The sequence below is a fragment of the Kitasatospora sp. NPDC059327 genome (assembly GCF_042752535.1).
Taxonomy (GTDB): Bacteria; Actinomycetota; Actinomycetes; order Streptomycetales; family Streptomycetaceae; genus Kitasatospora.
The window spans coordinates 20,994-45,073 of record NZ_JBHYYB010000074.1; the positions used below are offsets into that span (position 1 = coordinate 20,994).

The 24,080-nt window shown below is 74.3% G+C and carries 19 protein-coding genes; 7 read left to right on the forward strand and 12 right to left on the reverse strand.

The window, feature by feature from the left end; all coding sequences use genetic code 11:
• Positions 1–76: 76 nt before the first annotated feature.
• Both ACFXHB_RS32705 and ACFXHB_RS32710 read right to left on the reverse strand, forming a co-directional pair.
• Positions 77–3,049: an ATP-binding protein gene (locus ACFXHB_RS32705; protein WP_380578448.1), complete on the reverse strand. Its 2,973-nt coding sequence runs from the start codon at positions 3,047–3,049 to the stop codon at positions 77–79.
• A gap of 137 nt (positions 3,050–3,186) precedes the next feature.
• On the reverse strand, positions 3,187–3,585 hold the full coding sequence (locus tag ACFXHB_RS32710) for a hypothetical protein (RefSeq protein WP_380578450.1): 399 nt from the start codon (positions 3,583–3,585) through the stop codon (positions 3,187–3,189).
• A gap of 459 nt (positions 3,586–4,044) precedes the next feature.
• Here ACFXHB_RS32710 and ACFXHB_RS32715 point away from each other — a divergent pair, with 459 nt between their 5' ends.
• Positions 4,045–4,356 carry a YkvA family protein gene (locus tag ACFXHB_RS32715; protein WP_380578452.1) on the forward strand — a complete coding sequence of 104 codons (312 nt, stop codon included), beginning with the start codon at positions 4,045–4,047 and terminating at the stop codon, positions 4,354–4,356.
• A 160-nt stretch (positions 4,357–4,516) separates the two neighbouring features.
• Here the strand turns inward: ACFXHB_RS32715 and ACFXHB_RS32720 are convergent, their stop codons facing one another.
• Positions 4,517–5,878 carry a M64 family metallopeptidase gene (locus ACFXHB_RS32720; protein WP_380578454.1) on the reverse strand — a complete coding sequence of 454 codons (1,362 nt, stop codon included), beginning with the start codon at positions 5,876–5,878 and terminating at the stop codon, positions 4,517–4,519.
• A 204-nt stretch (positions 5,879–6,082) separates the two neighbouring features.
• Between ACFXHB_RS32720 and ACFXHB_RS32725 the strand changes: the two genes are divergently transcribed.
• Positions 6,083–7,456, forward strand: a complete 1,374-nt coding sequence (locus ACFXHB_RS32725) for a tetratricopeptide repeat protein (RefSeq protein WP_380578456.1) — start codon at positions 6,083–6,085, stop codon at positions 7,454–7,456.
• Between the two features lie 132 nt (positions 7,457–7,588).
• On the opposite strand, the gene ACFXHB_RS32730 is transcribed toward ACFXHB_RS32725, so the two are convergent.
• Positions 7,589–8,122 (reverse strand): GNAT family N-acetyltransferase, encoded by a 534-nt coding sequence (locus ACFXHB_RS32730; protein WP_380578458.1) that lies wholly within the window; start codon positions 8,120–8,122, stop codon positions 7,589–7,591.
• Between the two features lie 197 nt (positions 8,123–8,319).
• Positions 8,320–9,102: a hypothetical protein gene (locus ACFXHB_RS32735; protein ID WP_380578461.1), complete on the reverse strand. Its 783-nt coding sequence runs from the start codon at positions 9,100–9,102 to the stop codon at positions 8,320–8,322.
• 713 nt (positions 9,103–9,815) lie between these two features.
• Here ACFXHB_RS32735 and ACFXHB_RS32740 point away from each other — a divergent pair.
• From ACFXHB_RS32740 to ACFXHB_RS32750, 3 genes are all read left to right on the forward strand, one after another.
• Entirely contained in the window at positions 9,816–11,012 is a 1,197-nt protein-coding gene (locus ACFXHB_RS32740) for a serine hydrolase domain-containing protein (RefSeq protein ID WP_380578463.1), read from the forward strand.
• Positions 11,013–11,356: 344 nt separating this feature from the next.
• On the forward strand, positions 11,357–11,653 hold the full coding sequence (locus ACFXHB_RS32745; protein WP_380578465.1) for a hypothetical protein: 297 nt from the start codon (positions 11,357–11,359) through the stop codon (positions 11,651–11,653).
• Positions 11,654–11,843: 190 nt separating this feature from the next.
• The gene (locus ACFXHB_RS32750; RefSeq protein WP_380578467.1) at positions 11,844–12,824 is read left to right on the forward strand and encodes an LD-carboxypeptidase; all 981 of its coding nucleotides are present in this window, start codon (positions 11,844–11,846) and stop codon (positions 12,822–12,824) included.
• Between the two features lie 236 nt (positions 12,825–13,060).
• Here the strand turns inward: ACFXHB_RS32750 and ACFXHB_RS32755 are convergent, their stop codons facing one another.
• The 6 genes from ACFXHB_RS32755 to ACFXHB_RS32780 form a co-directional block, all read right to left on the reverse strand.
• Complete coding sequence (locus ACFXHB_RS32755; RefSeq protein WP_380578469.1) at positions 13,061–14,137, reverse strand: hypothetical protein; 1,077 nt, start codon at positions 14,135–14,137, stop codon at positions 13,061–13,063.
• The gene (gene fxlM / locus ACFXHB_RS32760; RefSeq protein ID WP_380578471.1) at positions 14,134–16,215 is read right to left on the reverse strand and encodes a methyltransferase, FxLD system; all 2,082 of its coding nucleotides are present in this window, start codon (positions 16,213–16,215) and stop codon (positions 14,134–14,136) included. The genes ACFXHB_RS32755 and fxlM overlap by 4 nt, the downstream gene beginning before the upstream one ends.
• 22 nt (positions 16,216–16,237) lie before the next feature.
• A complete protein-coding gene (locus tag ACFXHB_RS32765) occupies positions 16,238–17,500 on the reverse strand; it encodes a lanthionine synthetase C family protein (RefSeq protein ID WP_380578473.1) in 1,263 nt (420 codons plus the stop codon).
• Positions 17,497–20,574, reverse strand: a complete 3,078-nt coding sequence (locus ACFXHB_RS32770) for a lantibiotic dehydratase (protein ID WP_380578475.1) — start codon at positions 20,572–20,574, stop codon at positions 17,497–17,499. The genes ACFXHB_RS32765 and ACFXHB_RS32770 overlap by 4 nt, the downstream gene beginning before the upstream one ends.
• 88 nt (positions 20,575–20,662) lie before the next feature.
• The gene (locus ACFXHB_RS32775) at positions 20,663–20,833 is read right to left on the reverse strand and encodes an FxLD family lanthipeptide (protein WP_380578477.1); all 171 of its coding nucleotides are present in this window, start codon (positions 20,831–20,833) and stop codon (positions 20,663–20,665) included.
• A gap of 251 nt (positions 20,834–21,084) precedes the next feature.
• On the reverse strand, positions 21,085–21,900 hold the full coding sequence (locus ACFXHB_RS32780; RefSeq protein ID WP_380578479.1) for a TauD/TfdA family dioxygenase: 816 nt from the start codon (positions 21,898–21,900) through the stop codon (positions 21,085–21,087).
• Between the two features lie 177 nt (positions 21,901–22,077).
• Here ACFXHB_RS32780 and ACFXHB_RS32785 point away from each other — a divergent pair, with 177 nt between their 5' ends.
• Positions 22,078–22,500: an NUDIX domain-containing protein gene (locus ACFXHB_RS32785; RefSeq protein WP_380578481.1), complete on the forward strand. Its 423-nt coding sequence runs from the start codon at positions 22,078–22,080 to the stop codon at positions 22,498–22,500.
• Between the two features lie 3 nt (positions 22,501–22,503).
• Positions 22,504–23,652 carry a helix-turn-helix domain-containing protein gene (locus ACFXHB_RS32790; protein ID WP_380578483.1) on the forward strand — a complete coding sequence of 383 codons (1,149 nt, stop codon included), beginning with the start codon at positions 22,504–22,506 and terminating at the stop codon, positions 23,650–23,652.
• A 200-nt stretch (positions 23,653–23,852) separates the two neighbouring features.
• On the opposite strand, the gene ACFXHB_RS32795 is transcribed toward ACFXHB_RS32790, so the two are convergent.
• Positions 23,853–24,080: hypothetical protein (locus tag ACFXHB_RS32795; RefSeq protein ID WP_380578484.1), on the reverse strand; the 228-nt coding region annotated here is incomplete at its 5' end.

Sequence of the window (24,080 nt, forward strand, 5' to 3'; positions counted from 1 at the left end):
CGGCGGAGTCACACCCGACTCCGCCACCTCCTCCGACCGCCCGTCCGTCTCCACCAGCGGACGGCAGCGCCGCCGGTCAGACCGGTGTCCCGTCCGCCGCGCCGTCTCCGGCCTCCTCCGCGTCGGCCCTGGCGAGCGCCCGCCCGGTCTCGGCCCGGCTGGTGGCCAGCTTGTGGAGCACGTTCGCGACGTGGTGCTCGACGGTCCGCGGGGAGAGGAACAGGGCCTGGGCGATGTCCTGGTTGCCGGCGCCCCGCGCGAGCAGCTCGGCCACCTGCCGCTCGCGCGGCGACAGGCGCTTGCCGTAGCCGCGGCGCCCCGGGGAGCCGGTGTTGCCGAGGTCCAGGTCGCGGCGGAGCTTCTGGCAGCGCGCGATGTCGGTGGTCGCCGCCACCGTGAGGTAGACGCGTTCCGCGGCGGCGATCCGCTCGGTGGCCCGGGCCCGGTCGTGCGGGGCCAGCGCGGCGGCGATCCGCTCGTCGGCGCGGGCCGCCTCGTACGGGCGGCCGATGTCCTGCCACTGCTCCCGGGCCCGGGTGAACGCCCGGTCGGCGCCGGGCTCCCCGGCCGCGGTCAGCAGCAGGCCCCGGGCGAGTTCGAGGGCCGCCGACACGGCGGGCGCGTCCCGGCCGGTGAGGGCGGCCTCGGCCTCCTCGGTGAGGGCGCCCGCCGAGGCCTGGTCGCCGGTGGCGATGAATGCCTCGACGGCGACCGGCAGCAGTTCGGCGGTACGGGCCCAGGCGTCGGCCTGGCGCGTGGTGGTGAGGGCGGGGCCGACCGTGGCGGCGGCCGCGGCGGCGTCGCCCTCCAGCAGTTGCAGACCCGCGAGCCCGGCCGCCGCGCGCAGCGCGGCGGTGACCTGGGACTCCCGTTGGCCGTACCGGCCGGCGATCTCGAACTCCTCGCGCGCCAGGGCAAGTTGGCCGTGAGCGGCGTACAGGCGTCCGAGCAGGAGGGAGCGTTCGGCCCCGGCCATCGCCAGGTTGTCGAACTCCGCGCCGAGGGTGTCGAAGCGCTCCTCCAGCCCCTGCCAGCGGCCGGCCAGCATGTCCAGCCGGATCAGCGCGAGGCGGCTGTAGCACTCCAGGTACGGGATCGCCGCCTGCCTGGCCAGCCGCCGGCTCTCCGCCAGCAGGTGGGAGGCCCGGCGGTCGTAGCCGAGTTCGATGGCGATCTCGCCCGTGTTGTACAGCGCCCGGGTGGTCTGCCGCATGACCTCGGGACGCTCGGGGGCCCGGGGCAGCCGGTCCAGCCGGTCCCAGACGGCCGGGTCGCCGTCCCGGGCCAGGAAGGTGAGGGAGGTGGCCTGGACCGCGGCGGCCACGTCCTCGTCCGGATGGGTCGCCAGAAGGTCGTCCGCCCGTGCCAGCCAGTCCGCCGCCTGCCGGCCGGCGCCGTCGCGTTCGTCCATGGCGATGGCCACCATGGCCCGGGCCGCCCGGGTCGGGCGCTCCTCCAGCTCGTCCAGCGCGTCGCGGATCCGGTCGAACCCGGCCCGGTTGCCGCTGTGGACGGCGGTGAGGAAACCGAGCGCGAGGCGGATCTCGCCGCGGTCGGCGACCGGCAGCCGCGGGTCCGCGATCATGCCGCTCAGGACCTGGATGCTGGCCGCCGGGTCGATGTCGTCGGCCGCGATCCGGGCCAGGGCCAGTGCGGCCCGGCCGCGCCGCCGCGGGTCGAGGCCCGGCTCGTCGAGGAGGCTGCGCAGCATCGTGCGGGCGCTGCCCGGGTCGCCGAGGGCCACCGCCTGGTCGGCGGCGGCCTGGGCGAGGTCCTGCCAGGCCCGGCGGTCGCCGGTGGCCAGCGTGTGGTGGGCGATCTGGACCAGCGGCCGGGGGACGCGCGTGTCCAGGGCCTCGACCGCCCTGCGGTGCAGGATCCGGCGGTGCGGCCCGGGAACGCGCTGGTAGGCGACCTGCTGGGCCAGGACGTGGCGGAAGGCGTAGCGGTCGGGGGCGTTCTCGTGCAGGACGGCCGCGTGCAGGGCTTCGGTGAGGCCGTGCGCACCGGCGGCCGCGTCCAGCCCGGCGACGGCGGCCAGCAGGTCCTCGTCCGCGGGGACGGCGAGGACGGCGGCGGCCGCCACGACGGCGTCGCCGTCGCCGCTGAGGCGGGCGAGCCGCTCGGTGACGGCGTCCCGCAGGCCCTGCGGCACCTCGCGCCGGGCCAGCTCGGCGGCCAGGTCCCCGCTCTGGTCGGGGTGGTGGCCGGTATTCTCGCCGGTGCTCAGGCCGGTACGGCCGGTGGTCCGGCCCTCCGCGCGGGGCCGTTCGGCGATGGCGAGCAGGTCCTCCTCGGCGGTCAGGGGCAGTCCCTGGCTGCGTTCGAAGAGCACCTGGGCGAGGTCGGCCGTGGCGCGCGGACCGAGCGCCGCCCGGGCCAGCTCGTGCACGTCCGGTCCGGTCAGCGGGCCCAGCCGGATCAGCGCACCGGCCACCCCGGGCGGGCGTCGGTAGGCCGCGCCGAACGCCGGGGCGTCGGGCGGCAGGTCCTCGGCGCGGTAGGTGACGGCCAGGGCGAGCCGCGGCGGCATGTCGCGGGCCAGCTGGAGCAGCAGGTCGCGCGTCGCGTCGTCGGCCCAGTGCAGGTCCTCGATCACCAGGATCGCGTCGTCGAGCGCGCCGAGCAGCGCGCGCAGACCCTGGACCAGCAGGTGACGTCCGGACAGCAGGCCCTCACCGGCGGACGGCGCCGGGGGCAGCGCGGGCGCGAGGTCGGGCAGCACCCAGCGGACCGCCCCGGCGCTGGGCGGGAGCCGCTCGGGCGGGGGCAGCAGGCCGGCGGCGTCCCGCAGCGCGTCGACCACCGGGCCGAAGGGCAGGGGTTCGCGCAGCGGGTGGCAGAGGCCGCCGAGTACCGGCCGCTCTGGGCCGCCCAGGGCCGCGACGGCCTCGGCGACCAGGCGTGACTTGCCGATGCCGGCCTCGCCCTCGACCACGAGCACGGCCGGCGGGTGGGACAGCGCGTCGCGGGCGCGGGCGAACTCGCGGTCGCGGCCGACGAGCGCGAAACCGGCGCCGTGGGCGGTCGGCGGCTGCGGCCGGCTCATCGCCGCGGTGCCGCGGGGCGGTCGGGGCGGACGGCGTATCCGGTCTGGGCGGGCATGCCCCTATGATGCCTCGGCCCCGTGCGGGCGGCCGGGGCCGGGTCGCCGGTGACCGGTGGCCGGTCCGGCGGGGTCGCGCCTCATCCGGACAGCGCGGCCGGTACGCCGCCCAGCGGCCGGTCCACGGGCCGCACGACGCGGCCCGGTGTCTCGACGACCTCGCAGCCCGCCCGTGCCAGCCGGGCGACGGTCGCCGCGGCGACGAGGTCGTCGAGCGAGAACACGAACGGTCCGGGCACCAGGACGACGTCCGTCCACCCCTGCTCGGCCGCCCTCACCAGGTTCTCCAGGGCAGGCAGCGGATCCCGGGCGGACCGGCCGTGGTCGGCGTACACCTCCGGGAAGGGCAGTCCCATCCGGACGGCCAGCATCTCCATGGCGGTGCGCACGTACTCCGCCTCTCGGGTGTCGTACGGGTTGCACCGCAGGTACATCGCGGGTCGTCGGACCGGTCTCGCCGGCGGGTGGGCGTCGTCCATGCCGTTCACCTGGCCTTGCCTGTGGTGGAGCCTTGTGCGGGGAGCCCGGCGGTCGCGACGGGCGGACTCGGCCGGGTGCCGGTCCGGGCGGGTTCGGCCGGACGTCCTGCCGTCGGTGCCCGGAGGCCGCCGCGGTGGCTCGCCCGGTGCTCCGGGCCGCCCATCAAGCGGACCTCCGGAACGGTTCGGGGAACAATGCGGGGGACTACCCATTTCTCGCTCCGTGCCTGTTCGCGGGCCCACCGGACCCCCGAGCACCGTCCTGCCCCTCCGGTGCCGGGGGCGGCCTCCGGAGCGGCCCGGTGCGCCGCGAATCGGCCGCCGAAGGCCTTGAACGCGGCGGCGTCGGGCCCGGGGAACCGGCCCGTTCGGGCCCGCCGGGCGGTGCGCGCGGGGTCGACGGGAGTACGGACCGGAACGGGCGGGTAGCCGGGAGCGTTGAGACGGCAGGAGGTTCGGATGGACGGTACGAGCGTGTTCTGGTGGGTGGCCGGCGGGAGCCTGGTGGCGGCCACCCTGGCGGTGGCGGTCGTCCTGGTGGTCAAGCTGGTCCGGGCCCGGCGGCTGCTGGGCGCGTCCGGCATCCCGATGTCGAAGAAGGTCCTGTTCTGGGCGTCGATCGTCTATCTGGTCAGCCCGGTGGACCTGCTGCCCGACCCGATCCTGCTGGACGACATCGCCTTCCTGCTGGTGGCGCTGCGCTCGCTGAGCAAGGCCGGGGCCGGGCTGCGGGTGGGCGGCTCCGGGGAGGTCCCGCAGCTCAAGCGGTGAGGCGGCGGCCGGGCGTGAGCGGCGACCGGGGCGGCCGCCGGTCCCCGCCGACCCCCGGGGCCGGGGGAGGCGGCGGCCGCCGGGGCCTGCCGCCTCCCCCGGGAGAGCGCCGGTCAGCCGGGGGTCGGCCACCGGCCCCTCCGGCCGGCGCGGCCGCCGGTCAGCGCCGCACGCCCCACGACAGGGCGTCCGTCAGGGAGGCGCGCAGTTCGGGGTCGATGACGGCGGTCGTCGGGTCGGTGGCGACGGCGGTGAGCCGGTGCCGCAGACCCTTCGGACCGACGAGGCGCAGGTCGGCGACGGCGACCGAGGTCCGGTCCCGCCAGCTCCACACCTCGTGGCCGTCGAGGTACCAGCGCAGCCGGGTGCCGGGGGCGGGCAGTTCGACGGTGAGCCGGTCGGCGGCGGTGAGCGGCGTGGTGCTCGGGGTCGCGCTGCTGAGGGTGGTGGCGTAGCGGTAGAAGCCGGCGATCATGGCCTCGCGGCCGGGCAGGTTGAACGCGCGGCCGAGCGATCGCATGATCGAGTTGTCGGTGGGCCGGTAGAGGCCGGTCGGGTAGTAGCCGCCGCCCTCGTACGCGCCGACCGTCCCGCCGTCGGGGGAGGTCCGGCCGAGCCAGCGGTACCACTTGGCGCGGGTGCGGCGGAGCTGGTCGGCGGTCAGGGCGGTGATGTTGGCCTCGGTGGGTTCGTCGCCCTGGTAGGTGCCCTGGCCGTCGTAGAAGTACTCGTCGGCGAGGAGGCCGAGGGAGTGGCCGGTCTCGTGCACGGCCACCTGCCCGGAGCGGTCGTTGCCGCCCGACACCGTGGCGATCCCCGAGTACCCGAGCGGGGAGACGACGTCGTTGTAGCCGGCGCCGCCGTACTTGGCGCTGTTGGCGACCACGAGGACGAGGTCTGCCTGGGGGGCCTTGGCCGCGTAGCGGTCGACGGCGGCGGTGTCGACGCAGAGCAGCCGTTCGACGTCCTCGCACCAGAAGTAGGAGCCGAGAGCGGTCTGTCGCACGGTGGCGCGGTCCGGGTCGCCCGAGACGCCGGACTGGGCGGAGACGGCCTGGACGGCCCAGACGTTGAAGAGCGCGCGGTAGGTCGTGTAGGGCTCGACGGCGGTGATCTCCTGCCACTTCGCGGCGGCGTCGGTGAGGAACTTCTCCTGCTCGGCCGCCGTGTAGCCGTCGCCGATCACCACCACGTCGAGCTTGCTGTCGGTGCCGCCGTTGCGGACGACCGGGGTGACGGTGCCGTCGCCGGCCGCGGGCCCGGCCAGCGGGCGCGGGGAGGTGAACGGGGAGGCCGCGGGCACCCGGGCCCGGCTGATGCCGCCGTCCTCGGCGAACACCTCCACCTGGTGGTCGGCGCCCGGCCGTGCGGCGCCGGCGGGAGCGGGGGCCGACACGGCCGCGGCCGGGCCGGGCGGTTCGCCCGCGGCGGCTGCCGCGACGGCGGGGACGGGCCAGGAGCAGAGGACGGCCAGGGCCGTGACGCCGGCCAGGGCGGTGGTGACGAGTCTGCCGTGACGCACGAGGGAACCTCCGGGACGGTGATGAGCCGACTGGGGCGGTCATGGGGCGGTGCTGTGCCCAACGGGGTGGTCATGGGGCGGGTGTGGCCAGGGCGGTTAAGTCTCTGGACAATCAGACTCAAGTGACGAGTTAATGTAGAACACTGTCGCGTCCACGACAATGGGTGCGACGAGAACGGCGGATACCCGACGGAAGGGGCGGTCATGACCTCGGAGCAGGATCCGGCCGGCATCGGGCAGCGCGTCCGACGGCTGCGCAGGGAACGCCACTTGACCCAGCGCATGCTCGCCGAACCGGCCTACACGCCGGCCTACGTCTCCACGGTCGAGGCGGGCCGGGTGCACCCCTCCGAGGCGGCGCTGCGCCACCTCGCCGAACGCCTCGGCGTCACCGTCGACGAACTCGCCACCGGCCGCCCGGCCCACCTGGCCACCGAACTGGGGCTCGCGCTGACCGAGGCCCAGGGCGCGCTCGCCGACGGCGACACCGCCGACGCGGCCCGTCGCTTCGCTGCCGTCCGGGAGCGCGCCGACCACTACGGCGTCGAATCCGTCCGCCCCGCCGCCCTGCTCGGCCTCGGCGACTGCGCGCTGGAGGCCGGCCGTCTGGACGAGGCCAGGGAGCACTTCGAGGAGGCGGAGCGCCTGCTGGCCGACGAGCCGTTGCCACGCCGCGCCGCCGCGATCCGGGGCCGGGCCGTGGCCCATCTGCTGGCGGGCGAACTGCGGTACGCCTGCTACCTGTTGGAGACCGCCATCGACCGGCTCAACGCCGGCGGACTGCACGACCCCGACGCGCTGCTGCTGCTCTACTCGGCCGCCATCGGCCCCTACACGGACATGGGCGCGCACGCCCGGGCCGCCCAGGCCGCCGAACTCGCCCTCGCCCTGGCCCCCGACGCCACCGATCCCGCGCTGGTCGCCGGCCTGCACCGCAGTGTCGCCCGCACCCTGATCGCCGACGGCCGGGCCGCCGAGGCCGACGCCTCCCTGGCCAAGGCCCAGGCGCTCTACCAGCGCCTACGCCTCACCACCGACCTCGCCAAATGCCACTGGATGCGCGGCTACGTCCTCGCCCAGGCCGGCGACCTCGCCCGGGCGGAGGACGAACTGCGCACCGCCCGCGCCATGCTGGCCTCCCGGCAGGCGGAGCTGTTCACCCACCAGGTGGACGTCGAGCTCGCCGACGTGCTGCGCCGCCGCGGCGACCACGCGCAGGCCGACGGCCTGCTCCGAAGCCTCCTCGACCGGATCGGCCCCGACCGCGGCGCCGTCCACGCCGCCGGGGCGCACCGGCTGCTCGGGCTCATCGCCGAGGACCGCGGCGAACCGGACACCGCCGAGGAGCATTACACCGCGGCCCTCGCCCTGCTCGAACGGGCCGGCGCGGCGGGCGACCTCGCGGACCTCTGCCGGCTGCTGGGCGACCTGCTGCGCCGCACCGGCCGGGTCGAGCGCGCCCTGGACGTCTACCGGACCGGCCTGGGCCACCGCGCCGCGCCCGGCACGACGACCCTGGGACCGGCCCCCGCCGCCCCGCCGATCCCGACGGCCGGCCGACTCGCGGCCGGGGCGTAGCCGTCGGCCGGCCACTGCGACCGGCCGGCCGCTCAGGCGCTCAGGCGCTCAGGCGCTCAGGCGTGGAAGCCGCTCAGGCGTGGAAGTCGCTCAGGCGTGGAAGCCGCTCAGGCGTGGAAGTCGCTCGGTCGGTCAGCCGTGGAAGTCGCTCGGCCGGACGCGGTAGACTTGTAGGTTGAGCCCGTAGTACTTGGCCGTCTCGCCCACCCACTCCATCCCGAGCCGCTTCGCCATCGCGATGGCACGGGTGTTGTTCGGCCGGGCGACCGCGAACAGCTCCTCGGTCTCGTGGGTGAACGCCCACGCGATCAGGGCCCGCCCGGCCTCGGTGGCGTATCCCTTCCCCCAGGCGTCGGGGGCCAGCTGCCAGCTCATCTCCAGGTCGTCCTCGAACGGCGGCAACAGCCGGATGCCCAGGCCGCCGACCACCGCCCCGTCCTCCTTGCGCTGCACGGCCCACCGGCCACGCGGGGGCGGCAGGTTCGGCTGGGCCTCCTGCCAGGCCTGCAGTACCGAACGCATCGCCGCCACGTCGACGACGCGATCCATCACCGGGGTCAGCCAGTGGGCGACATCCGGCGAACCGTAGATCGCCAGGGCGGCTTCGGCATCGTCGGGGGACCAGTCCCGGATGATCAGCCGATCGGTGGCCAGCGAGATGTCCATGGGCCGGAACCTCCTCGCGCTTCCTGAAGCACATCATCCCCCGGCCCGCCGGTCCGTGCGCGAGGAGCGCCCACCCGCCGGGGCGGAGCACCGGCGCGGGCGGCCTCAAGACGCCCTTCGCCACCTACGCCATGGCCACGACCACCGCCGGCGGGCCGCTGACCGCGGGCGCCGACGGCGTGCTGCGCCGCTGGCGCTCACCAGTGCGGCAGATCGAGGGGGCCGGGCAGCTCGGCGTCCTGGTCCTTCAGCCCGGACGGACGCCTGATGGCCGCGCCCCAGCAGGTCAGGGCAGCGCCGCCGACCCCGCGATCGCAGTCCGTCGGGCTCTGGGACCTCTTCGCCTCCCCGGGCCCCGCCCTCGTCACGACGCTCCCGGTCTCGGTGCGGAGCACCGCGTTCATCCGTCCCGGCGCGCTGCTCACCATCGGATGGGAGGGCGAGGTCCAGCTCTGGAACGTGAGCGATCCGCGCAACCCGGTCAAGCCGCCGGCCTGGGCACCGCGGACTTCCCCGCGACCCCGACCGGCGTGGGTGATGTGATCGTCACCTTCGGGGTGACCTGGGACGACGGTGGCCACCTCATGGCGGTGATCCGCGGCGGAGCGCTCCACCTGTGGCGGGTGACCGACACGCTCGACGCGAAGGAGATGGGGGCGATCCCCGCCCCCAAACGCCGGCGGCCACGACGCCGGTGTGCTGAACCACGGTCGCGCGGCCCACCTGGCGACCAGGAGCGGCTTCGACAGGTGGGACGTCGGCGACCCGGCGAAGCCGCGGCGCGCGGGCTCCTCGGAGATCAAGCCCCCGGACGGCTCCACCGGCTCCGGAGACGAGCTGAACATGGGCTCGGCGATCTCCCGGGGTACCCCGGACAGCGCCGTCCTGGCCGTCACCAGCACACCGGACACCACCTGCAAGTGCGCGGCCCTGGAACGGTTCCACTTCGCCGGCGGCGGCGAGCCGACGTCGCGGGTCACCGTGCCGGGATCCTTCGGCGACGCGCTGGGCCTGAGCAGCGACACCCGACTGCTCGCCGCCGGTGGGAACAGTGGGAACACGGTGGCCCTGTGGGACATCGGCGATCCGCGGCACCCCCGGCCCCGGTCGACCATCCGGACGGTGCAGGACGTCCAGGGCGTCGAATTCGCCCCGGACGGCACGCGCATGACCGTCTGGAACAAGTCCACCCCGGAACTCTGGGACCTCCGGAACTCTGGGACCTCCGCTACCCCACGGCCCCCGCCCGGGTGGCCGCCGTCGCCAATCCGAACAGCAACCAGATCCGGGCGGTCGCGCTCGGGGCCACCGGACCGACGCTCCTCGTCGCGTCCAGCCAGACCGTCGCACTGCTCGACGCCGACCCCGGCAACCTCGCCACCCGCCTGTGCACCTACAGCGCCGGAGCCGTCACCCCCGCGCAGTGGCAGCGGTACGCGCCCGACATCCCCTACCGGGAGCCGTGCCCGAAGCGCCAGCCCGGCCCGGTGACCGAGCGGAGTCACCCGGCCGGCATGGCCTCGACCAGTGGGAACACCGCGGGTCGAGGCCGCACCGCGCCCGGAGCTGACGGCCGGTCCGGGCGTGGGGTAAACCCCCCGAACCGGCCGGGTGACAGCGGGATGGGCGACCGGTGCGCCGGCCCGGCAGGCTGGGTACGAACCAGCACGGCACCGGAAGTCAGGGGAGATCGATGAGGACACGTACGGGGATCGCGGCACTGTGGGTGGGACTGTGCGCGGTGGCGGTGACGGGGTTCCTCCCGGCCTCGGCCTCGGCCTCGGCGTCGGCCGTCGCGGAGCGGGTGCCCGCGGCGCCGCCCGTCGGTCTCACGGAGGGCATCGACCAGGTGGTCGCGGACGGATTCCCGGGAGTCGTGGCGTACGCCAGGAACGGGGCGCGGGAGTCCCGGGTGGCCGCCGGGGTCGCGGACACCGCGACCGGCGAGCGCGCCCGGCCGGACCAGCGGTTCCGGATCGCCAGCAACACCAAGTCGTTCGTGTCCACGGTGCTCCTCCAGCTGGAGGGCGAAGGACGGCTCTCGCTGGACGACAGCGTGGAGAAGTGGCTGCCCGGTGTGGTCCAGGGCAACGGCAACGACGGCCGGACCATCACCGTCCGGCAGCTGCTCGACCACACCTCGGGCATCTACGACCCCACCACCGAACCGGAGTTCTTCGCCCCCTACCTGGAGCGCCACGACCGGGGCTACGTCTACACCCCGCGCGAGGTGGTGGCCCGCGCCGTGCGGCACGCGCCGGCGTTCACCGCACCCGACCACGGCTGGGAGTACTCCAACACCAACTACCTGCTCGCCGGTCTGGTGATCGAGGCGGTCACCGACCACAGCGCGTCCACCGAGATCCGCCGGCGGATCCTCGAACCGCTCGGCCTCAAGGACACCTCCTTCCCGCTGACCGACCCGGCCGTCCACGGCCCCCATCTGCACGGGTACGACCTCAAGGGACAGGACGTCACGCGCTTCAGCCCGTCGTACGACTGGACGGCCGGTGCCATGATCTCCACCGTCGACGACCTGGCCCGCTTCCACCGCGCCCTGTTCGGCGGCAAGCTGCTGCGGCCCGCCCAGCAGCGCGAACTCCTGACCACGGTGCGGCCCGCCGACACACCGGTGGCGTACGGACTCGGGGTGCAGCGGATGGACCTGCCGTGCGGCTCGGGGCCGGACGCCAAGCCGCCGGTCGCCGTCTGGCTGACCGACGGCGGCGGCCCCGGCTACACCAGCTACTCGCTCACCACCGTCGACGGGGAGCGACAGCTGGTCATCGCCGCCAACGTCTACGACCTCGGGGCCGACCTCAAGCACCAGGCGCCCTTCCCGCTGGGCAAGGGGATGGTGAAGGCGCAGACGGCAGCCCTGTGCGGCTGACGCGCTGAACCGGCCGTGCCGTGCCGCCTGACCAGGAGGCGCCCCGGCCGTAGCGCCACCGGGGACGGCGGCGGTCGGACGTCCTCAACCGCCGTCCGCCGCAGCACCGGTCGGCGCCTCGTCACACCTCGGCGGCCGACCGGTGTCGCGCCGGTGCCCGCCCCGATCCGTGCCGCCCCGCACGACAGCCGCCGCACCGGAAGTCGGCCCGCCCGACTTCCGGCGCGACGTCCGTGCCGCCACGCCCGCCGTCCAGCCGCCCCGCGCCGTCCCTCACTACCTTGAGTCGCATCGGCGGGGCCGCAGTGGGGCGGCTCCCGCGCCGGTCGAAGGGACGCAGACGCATGAAGCGACGCACCGCCACCGTTCTGGGGGCCTGGCTGGCGGCGGCCGCCCTGGCCGTCGCGGTACCGAACACCGCGTACGCGGCCCATGGCGTGCTGATCATCGACGGCGGCGCGCACCAGGACCCGAGCGGCTGCTACCCGTTGGGTGACTTCGTCCGCCCGGTGGTGACCAACCTGACGGACTCCGCGGTCCAGGTGCGGAGCGGGACGGACTGCTCCGGCCGGATCGAGGCCCTGGTCGTCCCCGGACAGACCTACGCGCCGATCGCCGGCCGGAGCGTCCTCGTCCCCTGACACCCGCGAGGGACCCTGCCGGTCGGACGCCGCATCGGGCTCCGGAGGTCGTCGCGGCCCTCGGCCGCCTCCCTGCCGGTGCCGCGCCGCTCCCGTCTCACTGGTCGCGTCCTGCTGTCGGCACCTCGTTGTCAGTGCCTCCGGCTAGCCTGCCGGCGACCGTCGACAAGCCGGGAAAGGGTCGTCCGCCATGCCGTCACTCCTGCGCCCACGCGCGCTCTCGCCGGGCGATGTCGTCGCGGTCGCCGCGCCCTCCGGTCCCCTCGACGGAGCGGACGCCCCGCTGCTGGCCCGCGGCGTCGGGACACTGCGGCGGCTGGGTTTCGAGGTGCGCGACTCGGCGGTGCTCGCCGCAGCCCGCCCCCGTTGGTGGGCGGCGGGCTCCCCGGCCGCCCAGGCCGAGGAGTTGAACGGCCTGCTGCGCGACCCGGGGGTGCGGGGCGTCATCGCCCACACCGGCGGGCAGGCCACCCTCGGCTACCTGGACCTGCTCGACCTCGACGCGATCCGCGCGGACCCCAAGCCGCTGCTGGGCTGCAGTGACATCTCCCTGCTGCTGCTCGCCCTGTACGGCCGGACCGGTCTGGCGGGCATTCACGCCGACATGGCGACCTACGGGCTCGGTCACTCCTGGCACACCCTCCCGGGCCGGTCCGAGGAGTTGGCCGCCCTCCACCGTCGGCTGCTCACCGTGCCCGAGCCGCTCGGTGCCCTGCCCGCGCTGTCGGGCTGGGAGTGCTGGCGGGCCGGGCAGGCGCAGGGACCGCTGGTCGGTGGGCTCCTCAACCGGCTGGTCTCCCTGCAGGCCACCCCGTACGCCCTGCCGGCCGAACTCTTCGACGGCGCGGTGCTGTTCTGGGAGGAGGTCGAGCGCCCGCTCGCCGCGGTCTGGAGCGATCTGCACGTCCTGCGGCTGTCCGGGGTGCTGGACCGGATCGCTGCGATGGTGGTCGGTGTCCCGCACCGGCTCACCGCCTCCGGGGGCGCGCAGGGGGCGCCGGCGCTGCGCGAGGTGGTCCTCGACGTTCTGGGCAGCCGCGACCTCCCCGTGCTCGGCCAGGTCGACATCGGCCACGCCGGTCCCAACCTCCCCCTGCCGCTGGGCATCCGCGCGGCGGTGGACGCCACCGCGCGGACCTTGACGCTCCTGGAGGCCGCCGTCACGGTCTGACCTCCGGGAACGCTCCGCACCCGGAACGGCCGTCTACGTGAACGCCGGTGCGGTCAAGGAGGGTGACGGCACCTACGTCAGAGGCCGTGGGCCGAGCCACGACGCTGGGGTCGCCCACTGGCCGTCAGCCGAGGCCGCGAGATGGCCGGTGAGCCAGTCGACATCCGTCGCGGCGTCCGAGCGATTGCCGTGCTGTGAACAGTTCGTCGCCGGGTGAGCCCGGGGCCGAACCGGGACTATTCGAGCGCCGCAGCAGCCAGGGTGAGTGCGTCCTCCAGTCGGTCTCGAACGGGGTCGGGCAGGGTGGCGGAGCCGAGTGCACAGGTGGCGAGAGCCCGATTGAGCTCCTCTGTTCGGCCGGGTCCGAGATGGCGGTGGGCGGCGGGGTGGGCGAGGAGGTCTCGCAATGCGTAGCCGTCGCCGGATTCGGTCGTTCGGTCGGCCAGGTGTCGAAGGAGGTCTCGGGCGGCGGGGGTGTCCGGGCCGGCTGCGTCGAGAGCGGTCAGGGCGAGGCGGGTGGTGAAGACGGCCAGGCCCCCGTCCGATTCGAGTGCGAGGCAGTGGTCGATCGCCGCCTCGGCAAAGTGCCGGTCGCCGGGGCGGCACAGCGCGGTGAGTGCCGCGGTGACGGCGTCCTCCCAGGGGCCGCCCGGCTGGGTTTCCTCCAGCAGTGCGAGGGCGCCGGCCAGGTCACGGGTGGTGGCGGCGGCGAGGACGGCGGTCTGGCGGCCGTCGAGGATGCGCAGGCCGATGCCGCGGTGCTCCTCGACATGACGAAGGGCGTCGCTCCAGCGGCCGGCGGCGGTGAGGGCGCGGGTGCCGTCGGCGATGACGACCCGCCAGAGCCACTGGAGGACCTCGCCGCGTTGCTGGTCGGTCTCGGTGAGGCGGGTGGGAACGGTGATGCCGTCGAGCGTCGCCTCGGTCGCGGTGGTGACGGCGCGGTAGAGGTCGAGGAGGAGCTGGTGGCCGTGTTGGTGGCGGCCGGCGCGGATGTGGAGGCGGGCGAGATTGACGATCGGCTCCAGGCCGCGGATGGCGCTCATCGCCGGGAGCGGGCCGCGGGTGAGGTAGCGGGTGGCGTGGCGCCGGCACAGCTCGCGGGCGTAGTCGGGCAGGGCGAGGTCGGAGGCCAGGAGGGCCGCCTGGTTGTAGACGGTGGAGGCCACGCTCGGGTCGGCCTGCCCGGCGGCCGTGTCAGCCAGCTCGGTGAGCCGGCCGACACGCACGTCGAGGGGCAGGCACGCGGGCCGGTGGCGGGCGACCAGCGGAAAGCGCTGGGCGACGGGACCGGTCGGGTGCACGTGGGTCACTCCCAGATGACGGTGATCGGGTGGTTGGGGCGGTCCAGGACGAACCGGCCGGTGGCCGGGGCCGCCGTGGTGGGGGTGTCGGGGAGTTCGAAGCGCAGGGCCCGGCCGCGGAAACCGGTGTTCCAGGTGCGGATCTGCTCGGTGACGAGGGCGGCGAGGGCGGCACCCGCGGGGTCGTGGCCGATCACGCCGGTCTCGTAGGTCTTGCGGCCGTCGGCATCGGGCTCGCCGGGGCGCAGGGTGAGGTAGGCGAGCGATCCCGCGTCGACGGTGGCCATGGCGCCCCATCCGAACATGGGGTTCACGCCGCGCTCGTGGGCGTTGCCGGTCACGCTCATCCGCATGATCGAGTGCGGGAGTGTGAGGGCCAGCCACAGGTCCTGGTACTCGTAGGTGGTGCCTGCCGGGATCGTCACGCCGGTCCAGGTCTCGTGGCGCCCGCTGTCGAGGACCCCGGCCAGCAGCTCGGCGTCGACGGCGTCGTGCTGGTCCTTGTGGACCTGGAGCGTGATGTCGCCCTCGCCGGTGAGGGCGACAGTGCGGCGGGCGTCGTCCATGCTCCCGCGCAGCGGCATGAATACGGCGAGCTGGTCGTCGACCGACACCCAGCCGTTCTCGCGGCGTTCGAAGGCGATCGTGCGCGAGGCGGTGCCGCGCAGCCGCAGCGGGAGCACGATCCGCCCACTGGGCTTGACCTGGCGGAGCCACGGGGTGGGCATCTCGCTGGTGCTCACCGTGGCGATCACCCGGTCGTACGGGGCGCCGTCCGGGTGGCCGAGCGCGCCGTCGCCGAGGACCGTCTCGACGTTGGTGATGCCGGCGTCGGCGAGGTGCTCGCGGGCACCGTCGACGATGTCCTTGTCCACGTCCATCGTCACCACGTGTCCGTCGGCGCCGACGATGTGACCCAGGTAGGCGGCGTTGACACCGGTTCCCGCTCCGGCTTCGAAGATCTTCTCGGCGGGCTGAGGGTCGAGTTGTTCGAGCATCAGAGCGACGATCGCGGGCTGGGAGGCGGCGCTGATCCGGGTGCCGGATCCGTCCGCCTTGGTGTAGGTGGGATTGTCGGCGTAGGCGGTGGCCAGCGGGAAGCCGGGGAGGAAGCGCTCGCGGGGCACGGTGCGGAAGGTGCCCTCCACCGTAGTGCGGTGGATGGCGCCCTGGACGAGAAGGCGGTCGGTGAGTGCGTCTCGCAGCTGTGCGGCGGACGGAGTGGCGGTTTCGTTGCTGAGTGTAGTCATGCTGGTGACCCTAGTGGTTGTGTGGATGATGGATTTCGAGGGCTCGGGGCTCTCGGCGGAGTGGAAGACGGCAGCCAACGCCCGTGCGGCCATGGCGGCTTGGTGGTTCACTGGTAAGCCGGAGCGGTTGGCGTGAAAGAGGAGATGGTGCGCGAGGACGGCCCGAAGCCCGCGGGTGAGGATGCCCTCGCGGGCGAGCCGGGCGAGGTCCTGCCCGGCTTGCTGGAAGGCGTCGACCCAGCCGCCGTTGTGGGCGAGCGGGGTGGTGTCGCGGGTGAGTGCCCGGGTGTCGAGGCGCATGAGGTGATGCATGGCGGCGGTCAGGGTGGCCGTTCGCTCGGGGGCCACGGGGGCGGGGGCATCGCGGTGCATCGCGAACTGGGCCCAGACGGCGCCCTGCTCGTACCAGTCGAGTCCAGCCGCGCGGAGCATGGCCGAGACGAGGACGACGACGGTCTCGGCCCGGCCGAGTGCGGGCGGTCCGGGCTCGGCGGTCCGGGCCAGCAGGTGTCGGCTGTCGGTGTGGAAGAGGCGGTGGGCGACATCCATGGCCTCCGGGCCGCCGAACGCCTCGGTCTCAGGCTCGTAGATCACGGTGGTCCAGCCTTCGACGGTGCCTTCCTTGGCGAGCGCGTCCAGGAGGGCGGTGACGGCGGGTGTGGCTTCGGCAGCGCGGTAGCGCAGCCGCAACCCGTCCTTGCGCATGTACCACCAGCCGTCCAGTGCGCCGGAGTGCTGGGCGGCGTTGAGGACGGGGGCGAGGCGGTCGGCGGCGAGGCGCTCGGTGGCGTCCCGGTCGGCGGGGCTGATGGTGTGTTGGATCCAGCCGGTGGTCATCGGATCGGTCCTCGGTCAGGGGTCAGAAGGTGAGCAGGCAGGCGTCCCAGCGGGTCGCGGGAGCGGTCCCGGTGGCGGGCGCGAGCAGGGCGAGGGCGGTACCGGCGGCGCCCTCCAGGAACGCCGGCCCCGCTGTCGCCAGGAGGTTCTGTGCCAGCCCGTCGGGGTCGGTGCGCGGCGGTTGGGTGGCGCCCAGGAGCAGGGCGGCGGCCGAGCGCAGCCGGGCGGCGTTGCGCGGGGAGGCGTCGGCGGCGGCGCGGTGGGCGATGTGGGCGAGCCCGGCGTAGCCGTGGCAGGCGGACAGGTCGGTGGTCGCGGCGAGGACCGTGGGGTCCACCAGCACGGTGGCCAGCGTGTTCTCGGCATCATGGCGAAGGTGCTGGTCCCCCAGAGCGAGAGCGGCGAGCTGTCGGGCGCGCGCGACCCCTGCGGTGCCGTAGCACCAGCTCGGCCGTTGTGGCACGAGCGGCCTGCGGTCCGGGCCGGCCAGGTCCGCCGCCGTGATCCAGTACGGCCAGGCGTGGCCGTCGCGCCAGCGCTTCAGCCAGGTGAGGACGGTACGGATCGCCGCACGCTGGCCGTCGACCTCGACACCACGCCGCAGCGCGAGAGCGAGCAGAGCGAGCGGTCCGGCGATCCCGTGTGCGAGCCCGGTGTTGGCGTGCCCGCCCGGGAATCGCTCGTCCCTTTCGCCGGACGGGCCGTCAAGGCTCCACCAACCGGGCAGGACCTCGCCGTCGTGCTTGACGTCGTAGGTCAGGTGGACCAGGCACGTGAGGACGCGCCGGATGGTCCTGCCGTCTGGAGCCCGGACTAGCAGGACGGCGCCGACGCCGGCCAGCCCGCGGATCGTGTCGAACTCGGCGAGCACCGGCAGGTCGCCGCGCTCGATCCGTGCCTCGGCCTGTTCGCAGCGGCGCACCGCGTCGGCTGCCACGACCTGGTCGAGGTGGTCGAGGGCGCGCCGGTACGAGCCGGGCCGGGCCTGGGCGGCGCAGGCGAGGGTGTGCGCGAGCGCCGGGGCACCGTAGTAAAGGTAGCTGTCCGCTCCACGGGTGACCGGGAGGCCGGCGGCGACCGCCAGCCAGGCGCGGGCGTTGGCCCACGGGCCGCGGCCGGTGGCGGCGCGCTCGATGTGGAGCAGCGCGATTCCGGGAGCGCCGTGGGCGAGGGACTGGCGCCACTGCGGGCGCGACGACCAGGCAGCGGGCACGGCCGCCGGGTCGGCGAGCAGCTCGGCGATCCGGTCGGACAGCCGGAGGGCGGGGTGTGGCTGCGGGGTCACAGGTCACGGTTCCTGGAGAGGCGGGCGAGGGCGGCGGTGCGGGCCAGGTGGAGGACCTGAGCCTCGTCGTCGAAGTCGATGCGGTGCGCGCGGACGTAGCCGCAGTGCAGGAGGGATCCGAGCACGTCATCCGGGGCCACCCCCTGCGTGCTGGGGCCGGGGAAGAGCCGGCGGTAGGCGTCGAGGGCCCGGTGGCGGTCGGCCCAGGCGTCGACGATCGCGGCGCCACCCGGTTCGGCGCGTAACGCGGCCCATCCGTCGGCGGGATCGGCCAGGCGGACGGCCGCGCGGAACACCGGCCGCGCGACGGCGGCCGGGGGTTTCGCAGGGACGTTGGCGACCAGCCAGCGCAGCCCGGCGGTGGCCGAGCCGGTGAAGCCGGCCGTGATGGCGACCGCGTGGGCGGCGAGGAGCGCCTGCCGGTCGGGTGGTGAGGGCTGGGACAGCTGGGTGAGCACGGTAGCGGAGTCGGTGCGGAACACCTCTTCGGCGGCGGCCCAGGCCTCTCCCTCGCCCCACCGGCCCGTCTCCGTGTAAGAGGTCGGGTAGACGACCTCCGCGAGCAGTCCGGCCCGGTGGAGCTCGGCGGTCCAGCTGCTGATCACGCTGGTGGCGGAGCCGAAGTCGTTCGGGTCGGGCAGGGCGATACGCAGGCGCAGGTGCTGGCGCGGATCGCGGAAGCGGACGAACCACCAGGCCGGCCGGCCCAGGCGTTCCAGGAGGTCGGGCAGGTGCTGGGCGAGAACGGTGTCCTGGCGCTCCGGGTCGCCGTAGAGGGAGGCGAGGAGAACCCGGGAGGTGCCGGGCGCGTCGCCGTGGCCACGAGCCAGGACGCGAGCGGTGGTCGGCTTGGGCAGACGCGGCCAGGCCGGGGGCCGGGTGGCGGTGACTGGGACGACGACCTCGTGCGCGCGGCCACAGGCCCAGCCGAGGTCGGCCGGGTCGGGGGCTTCGACGAGGACGGCGTGCGGGCCCGAGTCGAGGTGGTCACGCACAAGGGCGCGGTGACCGGGGTGGTGGAGGTCGAGCGGTAGGCCCTGGCTGTCGGCCGTCAGCACCACGTGCCGCGGTGCCCGGCGTCGCTCCACCCATACGGTGAGGGCGTCGTCCCACTGCTCCCACGGGGCGTTCCGGGGAGGGAGTTCGGCGGAGGTGAGCCGCCAGGCGGCGGGGGAGAGGACGACGCGGCCGTGCCGGAGCCGGGGCCGGAAGGGCAGCGAGCAGAGGGAACTCCAGGAGAAGCGGGTAACCTGCGCGGCCTGGGCGCGGGACAGTTCGGTGATGAGGCGGGCCAGGGGCGGGGTGTGGGTACGGAGGTTCAGGGCATGGGTGGCGGCGGCCTCGATCCGCACCCCGAGGGCCGGTGAGGCCAAGTACATCCGACGCCCGTCGCAGCCGACGGTCAGGTCCTCCGGGCGCAGGACTCCGTCCGAGCTCGGGCGGTGCTCGGCGAGGGCGATCACCAGCTGGCCGGACCGCACGCCGCGGGCCACGTGCCCGGTGACCGGGTCCAGCGGCGGGAAGGACAGCTGCGCGGTGACGGTTCGCTCGTCCATGGTCGGCAGGCTGGTCAGCACGTCGCTGAAGGCCGCTCGGTGCTCCGGGGCGAGGAGGTGGAGGAAGCGGCCGATCAACACACCGGCCGCGTGGGACGCGGACACCACCTCCAGCCGGAACTCGCCCCGGTCGAGGGAACGCTGGGTCCGGGCGTGGATGCGGACCACGACCTCCAGGTGCGGGGGGAGGCGCGGTTCGTCCGGGCCGAGGTCGAGGGCGGCCAGCAGCTTGTCGTCGAGGACGACCTCACGGGCGCCGTCGAGAGCCGCCTGCTGCGCGACAGCGGCCAGGACCTTGTCGCGTTCGTCAAAGCGCGGGACCTCGGCCGGCCGGGCGCTGGGGTAGCCGTCCGGCCAGCCGATTCCGCTGTCCTCCACCATGTCGAGCAGCGGGACCAGCGCGCCGCGGCCGTACCGCTCGTAGAACCGCTGGTGGTAGGCCCGCCATGCCGCGGTGCCGTTGGGCAGCGCGCTGAGCCGGGTGAGTAGGCCGGCCGCGCGCGCGGCTTCGTCGGCCACCGCCTGAGGGAGTACGAGGTCGGCGTCCAGGCGCAGGTCGACGGTCGGCGCCGGGCGTTCCGGAGCACCGGCGTCGCTGACGGTGACCGCGTTCCGAGCCCGGTCGCGGACGGTGCGGTCGGGCGCCCCGTTGTGGGCGGCGAGCAGGCTTTCGGTGGCGCGCAAGTCCGCGACCAAGGCGGCGGTGCCGGGGACCTGGTCGGCACCGACGTCATCCAGCGCCGCCAGGAGGTGGCCCAACGGGTCCGGTTCGGTGGCCGGGGCGTGGAGGTTGGTGATCAGAGCACGGGAGGCGACGAGCGCGGACAGGACCCCGATGATTCGTTCAGTGGGCACCGTGGGGAAATCGGTGCCGAGCTTGGTGACCAAGTCCCCGAGGCGGATCGGGTGTCGGGCGTCGGCGAGGGCGGACGCGACGGGGCGGGTGTGACGGAGAGTGGTCTCTGCCGCCGTCGTTCCGTCGGGCCCGGGGAGGGGCTGGTGGGGGATCACGAGGCGGTCGCCACGCACGTGAACGGTGTTGTTGGTCATCACGTCCAGTCGGAGCAGCAGTTCTTGTTCCAGCCGCTCGATCGACCGGCTGAGGAAACCGGCCGAAGCCCGGGTTACCACGCGGTGGTCGGTGCCCCAGCGGACCTCGCAGGACGGTCCGAAGACAGCCGCCTGCACACCGGCGAAGTGCCCGAACGGGGTCGGCCGGGCCTGGGCGCGCAGCAGGTAGCGCGCGGTCGACAGGGCGGCGCGCCGTACCTCCCGCCGGGCCGGCTGCTGGGCGGTGACCAGCTTCTCGACGTGACGGGCGAGCACCGGGCTGGCCAGGGTGAGCGCCTCGGCGATGTGCTCGTCGCCCCACAGCGTGCGCAGCCACTCCACCTGCTGGTGCGTCAGGTCGGGGCTACCGGCGCCGAGGTCAGGCCAAGGGGGCACCGCCGGGTCGGGGCGGGCGACGGCGCGCACGAGCGCCACGCCGGCGGCGCGGTAGGAAGCGGACGTGCGCATGACGGACCTCGGAGGCTGGTAGGGGAGGGGAGGGAGTGCCGTCCAGGAGCGCCGGGAGGTGGGTCCCGGCGCACCCGGCCGGGGTCGATCAGTGAACGCCGGTGGTGCAGGCTCCGCAGGTTGCGCCGCAGCCGTCGTCGGTGAGCACCTGCAGGCTGGCCGCGTCGGCCGTCTCGACGGTGCGGACGTCGAGGTCGAACTCGTCGGCGACGCCGGAGGCCGGGGCGGCCGGGCTTTCGACGGTGATCTTCTGAGCCATGTGGTTCCTCCTGTGGGAATTCCCTCGTGGGACCTGGCGCCAGGGCGCGGGATGCGCCCCGCATCACCAGGAGACGGTGGGGCGGGCGTATCGCTTGTCGACGGCCGGCAGTCGACCGTCCGGGGGTGCCCGCCGGATGGGTTTCGGGGTCGGGCGCGGGTGTGCCGGTCTTCTTCGCGGTCCGGTGGTGGATCCGGGCAGCGATGCACTCAGCAGGTGGGACGACGTCCGGCCGTGGGCGTGCACGCCGGCTACCGGGCCGTTGCTCCCGGGGCGCCGGAGCCAGCGGGCGTGGGCCAAGGCGCGGGAAAGCCGGCGTCCAAGCCGACCACGGGGTGCGGATCACCGAGCGCTCGCAGCAGTAGCCGTTCGCCCCGAAACGCCGTTCGGCCGTGCAGAAAGCGGTGGTTGTCCACGACGAACCCCTGCCCGGCGGCCAGTCGCAGTCGGGTCGTGTGTCGGTCGATGGCCCGGCGCAGGGCCGGAAGGTGAGCTTCGGCCTCCGGTGAGAACCGGGCCAGGGAGTCCTGCCTCAGCCGCAGGTGCCACCGCCCGCCGCCCAGCTGCTCCAGGATCGGTGTGAACCGGCCGTCCGCTCCGCCGAAGAATGCGGCTCGCGGCGCCGAAAGCGCCTCCAACGCAGCGGGATGTAGCCCGGCCAGTGCGCCGAGGATGGCCCGCCCGTCCAGCAGCAGACTCTCCCCGCCCGCATCGCCCGCCCGTGCGCACGCCAGCAGGAGCAGGCGTGGCGGTTGCGGCTGCTGCGCGCACTCGGTGTGCAGGTCGAGGTCGCCGCGCCCGAGGCCGGCGAACCCCGCCCGGCCGTCGTGGCGGCCGATGTCCCGGATGACGGTCAGGCCGTCCGGACCGGCATCACGGTGGCGCCACAGCCCGGACATCAACCGCCGTGCCGCGTACAGCACGTCGTCTCGTCCGCCCAGCCTGCCGAGCCGCACCAGGCCGCGCTCGCGCAATACCGCGCCTACGCGTTCACGCACCCTGCCGCTCAAGGACGCGGCGGTGAACTCTTCATTCGCGGAAACGACCGCGACGTCGGAAGACAGCATGGTGGATCCCCCTTGTGAGACCGAGCGGACGGGAGACGACACACTCTCCCCGCCATGTCCTCCCCCAGTGAAGTGACAGATTGTCAAAGCCCGATCACTCGGGGCCTGGGGCTCGCGGCGCCGGAACGCTGCTACGTTCGAGGTGACCGTGCCAGCCCGCGCTCCGTGGAAGAAGAGATGACCGAAATGCCCTACGTGCCGCCGACGTTCCCGATCTCGATCAAGGGTGTGGTCCTCGACCCGCAGAGCCGGGTCCTGCTGCTGAAGAACGAGCGCCAGGAGTGGGAGCTGCCCGGCGGGAAGCTCGAAGGCAAGGAGAGGCCCGAGACGCGCGTGGAGACCGAGATCCGCGAAGAGAGCGGCTGGGAGGCCACCGCCGGCCCGCTGCTGGACACGTGGATGTACGAGCCGCTTCCCGGCCGTCTGGTCTTCATCGTCACCTACGGCTGTACCGCCACCAACGCCGACCGGCCCCCAGTCGTCAGCCACGAGCACAAGGAGGCGGGCCTCTTCCGCCGCGACGAGGTACCCGGTCTGGTCATGCCGCAGGGTTACAAGGACTCCGTCGCCCGCTGGTACGAACTGCTCGGCCGGAGCTGACCCATGGCCCGGCCGGACCCGCACGGTGGCATCCGCTGGCACTGGACCACCCCGAGGGCGCAGGCCATCCTGAGTCGTCGCAGGCTGTCCGAGATTCTCGCCTTCTACCGTGAGTTGTACCAGTTGCCGCAGGAAGAACTCGGCACACTGCTCGGCTACTCCACCTCGTACATCTCCCGAGTGGAGACCGGCAGCAGGACCATCACCGACATCGGTGCCCTGCGACAGATCGCCGAACGGCTTCAGCTGCCACCTCACGTCCTCGGCATCACTGACGACGCCGACGGTGACCACCACGCCGTGATGCAGTTCGCCGACAGCGTCCTGCGGTTGGCAGAGATCGCCCGTCAAGCCGGCCAAGCAGCTGCCGCCGTCGACGAACTGTGGCCCCTCGTCGCCCGTCTCGAAGCCAGAGCTGCCGACGGCCACACCGAGACCGAAGTGCTGCGTCTGCTTGCCCGTGCCCGTGTCGGTCTTGGGGTCGCCCTCGGCCATGTCCTGCCCGAGGAGCGCCTCGCTACGGCCGCACGTTGGACCGGCAAGGGCACGGCGATCGCTCGTCGGCTGGACGATCACAGCCTGCACGCCTACGCCTTGCGCCACCACGGCAACGAGCTGCGCAAGGCCCGCATGCTGGGCGCTGCTCTGGACCGACTGGCGCTGGCCCAAGACCTCGCCGGTACTGCGGAGGAGCGGGCTGAAGCCGTCATCCTGCTGGCCCGGGCCGCAGGTACCGCCGGGCACGCCGGCGCGTTCGACTCGGCGGTGACCGAGGGGCGACGGCTGCTCGACAGCGCTTCGGCAACTTCGCTGTTCTCCGAATTCACCCACCACGAGGTCCACGTGCGAGGTCTGGCCGGTACCGGGCGCATCCGGGAGGCTGCCGCCCTGCTGGACCACGCACCGGATCCCGGCCCGCAGACCACTCCGCACTGGCGCGTCATCTCCGCGATCACCGCCGGCCAGGTGCTGGCCCGTCATGGCGACCGCAGTGCTGCCCGTGAGCAGATGACGGCGGCCATCAAGGCAGCAGCGATGCACCGCCTGCCGCAGCAACTGCAGCGCGTCGTGCGGGCGAGCCGGGGCCTGCCCGAGGTCCGGGAAGAGGCCGAGGAGGCGCTCGCCCGACTGCGCGCGGAAATAGCCGCGTGACGGTGGGGGCAAGGAGTTCAACGGTGTACCTCCTCGGACGGTCTGCATGGCTGTGGCATACGAACAGCGCGGCTCAGTAGGGGAATGACGAGGCGGCCTCGCCGTCGAGGACGGCCAACGGGGCTCTCCTTCCCGGCGGAACCGGATGGACCGCCCGCCCGGTGACCCGGAGTCCCTGCGGCGAGGTGTGGCGGGACCGGTCATTCGGCGGGGATGCCGCGGAGGAGGAAGGGGAGGTGGGCGCCGCGGGCGAGGGCGGTGAGGGCCTGGGTGGTGCGGCGGTGCTGGTCGGTGGCCATGGTGTCGGCGAGTTCGTCGGGTTGGACCCAGTGGAGGGCGATGATGCGGTGCGGGGGGCGGTGGCGGGTGACGGTGGTTTCCTGGGCGCGGGTGAGGCGGCCGCCCCAGTAGACGAAGTTGACGCCTTC

Bases quoted from the DNA above. Each gene is read 5' to 3' on its own strand.
- ACFXHB_RS32750 (WP_380578467.1), top strand. From the start codon at position 11,844: ATGCCGTCACTCCTGCGCCCACGCGCGCTCTCGCCGGGCGATGTCGTC.
- ACFXHB_RS32790 (WP_380578483.1), top strand. From the start codon at position 22,504: ATGGCCCGGCCGGACCCGCACGGTGGCATCCGCTGGCACTGGACCACC.
- ACFXHB_RS32780 (WP_380578479.1), bottom strand. From the start codon at position 21,900: ATGCTGTCTTCCGACGTCGCGGTCGTTTCCGCGAATGAAGAGTTCACC.
- ACFXHB_RS32705 (WP_380578448.1), bottom strand. From the start codon at position 3,049: ATGAGCCGGCCGCAGCCGCCGACCGCCCACGGCGCCGGTTTCGCGCTC.
- ACFXHB_RS32740 (WP_380578463.1), top strand. From the start codon at position 9,816: ATGAGGACACGTACGGGGATCGCGGCACTGTGGGTGGGACTGTGCGCG.
- fxlM (WP_380578471.1), bottom strand. From the start codon at position 16,215: ATGACCACCGGCTGGATCCAACACACCATCAGCCCCGCCGACCGGGAC.
- ACFXHB_RS32775 (WP_380578477.1), bottom strand. From the start codon at position 20,833: ATGGCTCAGAAGATCACCGTCGAAAGCCCGGCCGCCCCGGCCTCCGGC.
- ACFXHB_RS32715 (WP_380578452.1), top strand. From the start codon at position 4,045: ATGGACGGTACGAGCGTGTTCTGGTGGGTGGCCGGCGGGAGCCTGGTG.
- ACFXHB_RS32745 (WP_380578465.1), top strand. From the start codon at position 11,357: ATGAAGCGACGCACCGCCACCGTTCTGGGGGCCTGGCTGGCGGCGGCC.
- ACFXHB_RS32785 (WP_380578481.1), top strand. From the start codon at position 22,078: ATGACCGAAATGCCCTACGTGCCGCCGACGTTCCCGATCTCGATCAAG.
- ACFXHB_RS32710 (WP_380578450.1), bottom strand. From the start codon at position 3,585: ATGGACGACGCCCACCCGCCGGCGAGACCGGTCCGACGACCCGCGATG.
- ACFXHB_RS32725 (WP_380578456.1), top strand. From the start codon at position 6,083: ATGACCTCGGAGCAGGATCCGGCCGGCATCGGGCAGCGCGTCCGACGG.
- ACFXHB_RS32730 (WP_380578458.1), bottom strand. From the start codon at position 8,122: ATGGACATCTCGCTGGCCACCGATCGGCTGATCATCCGGGACTGGTCC.
- ACFXHB_RS32770 (WP_380578475.1), bottom strand. From the start codon at position 20,574: ATGCGCACGTCCGCTTCCTACCGCGCCGCCGGCGTGGCGCTCGTGCGC.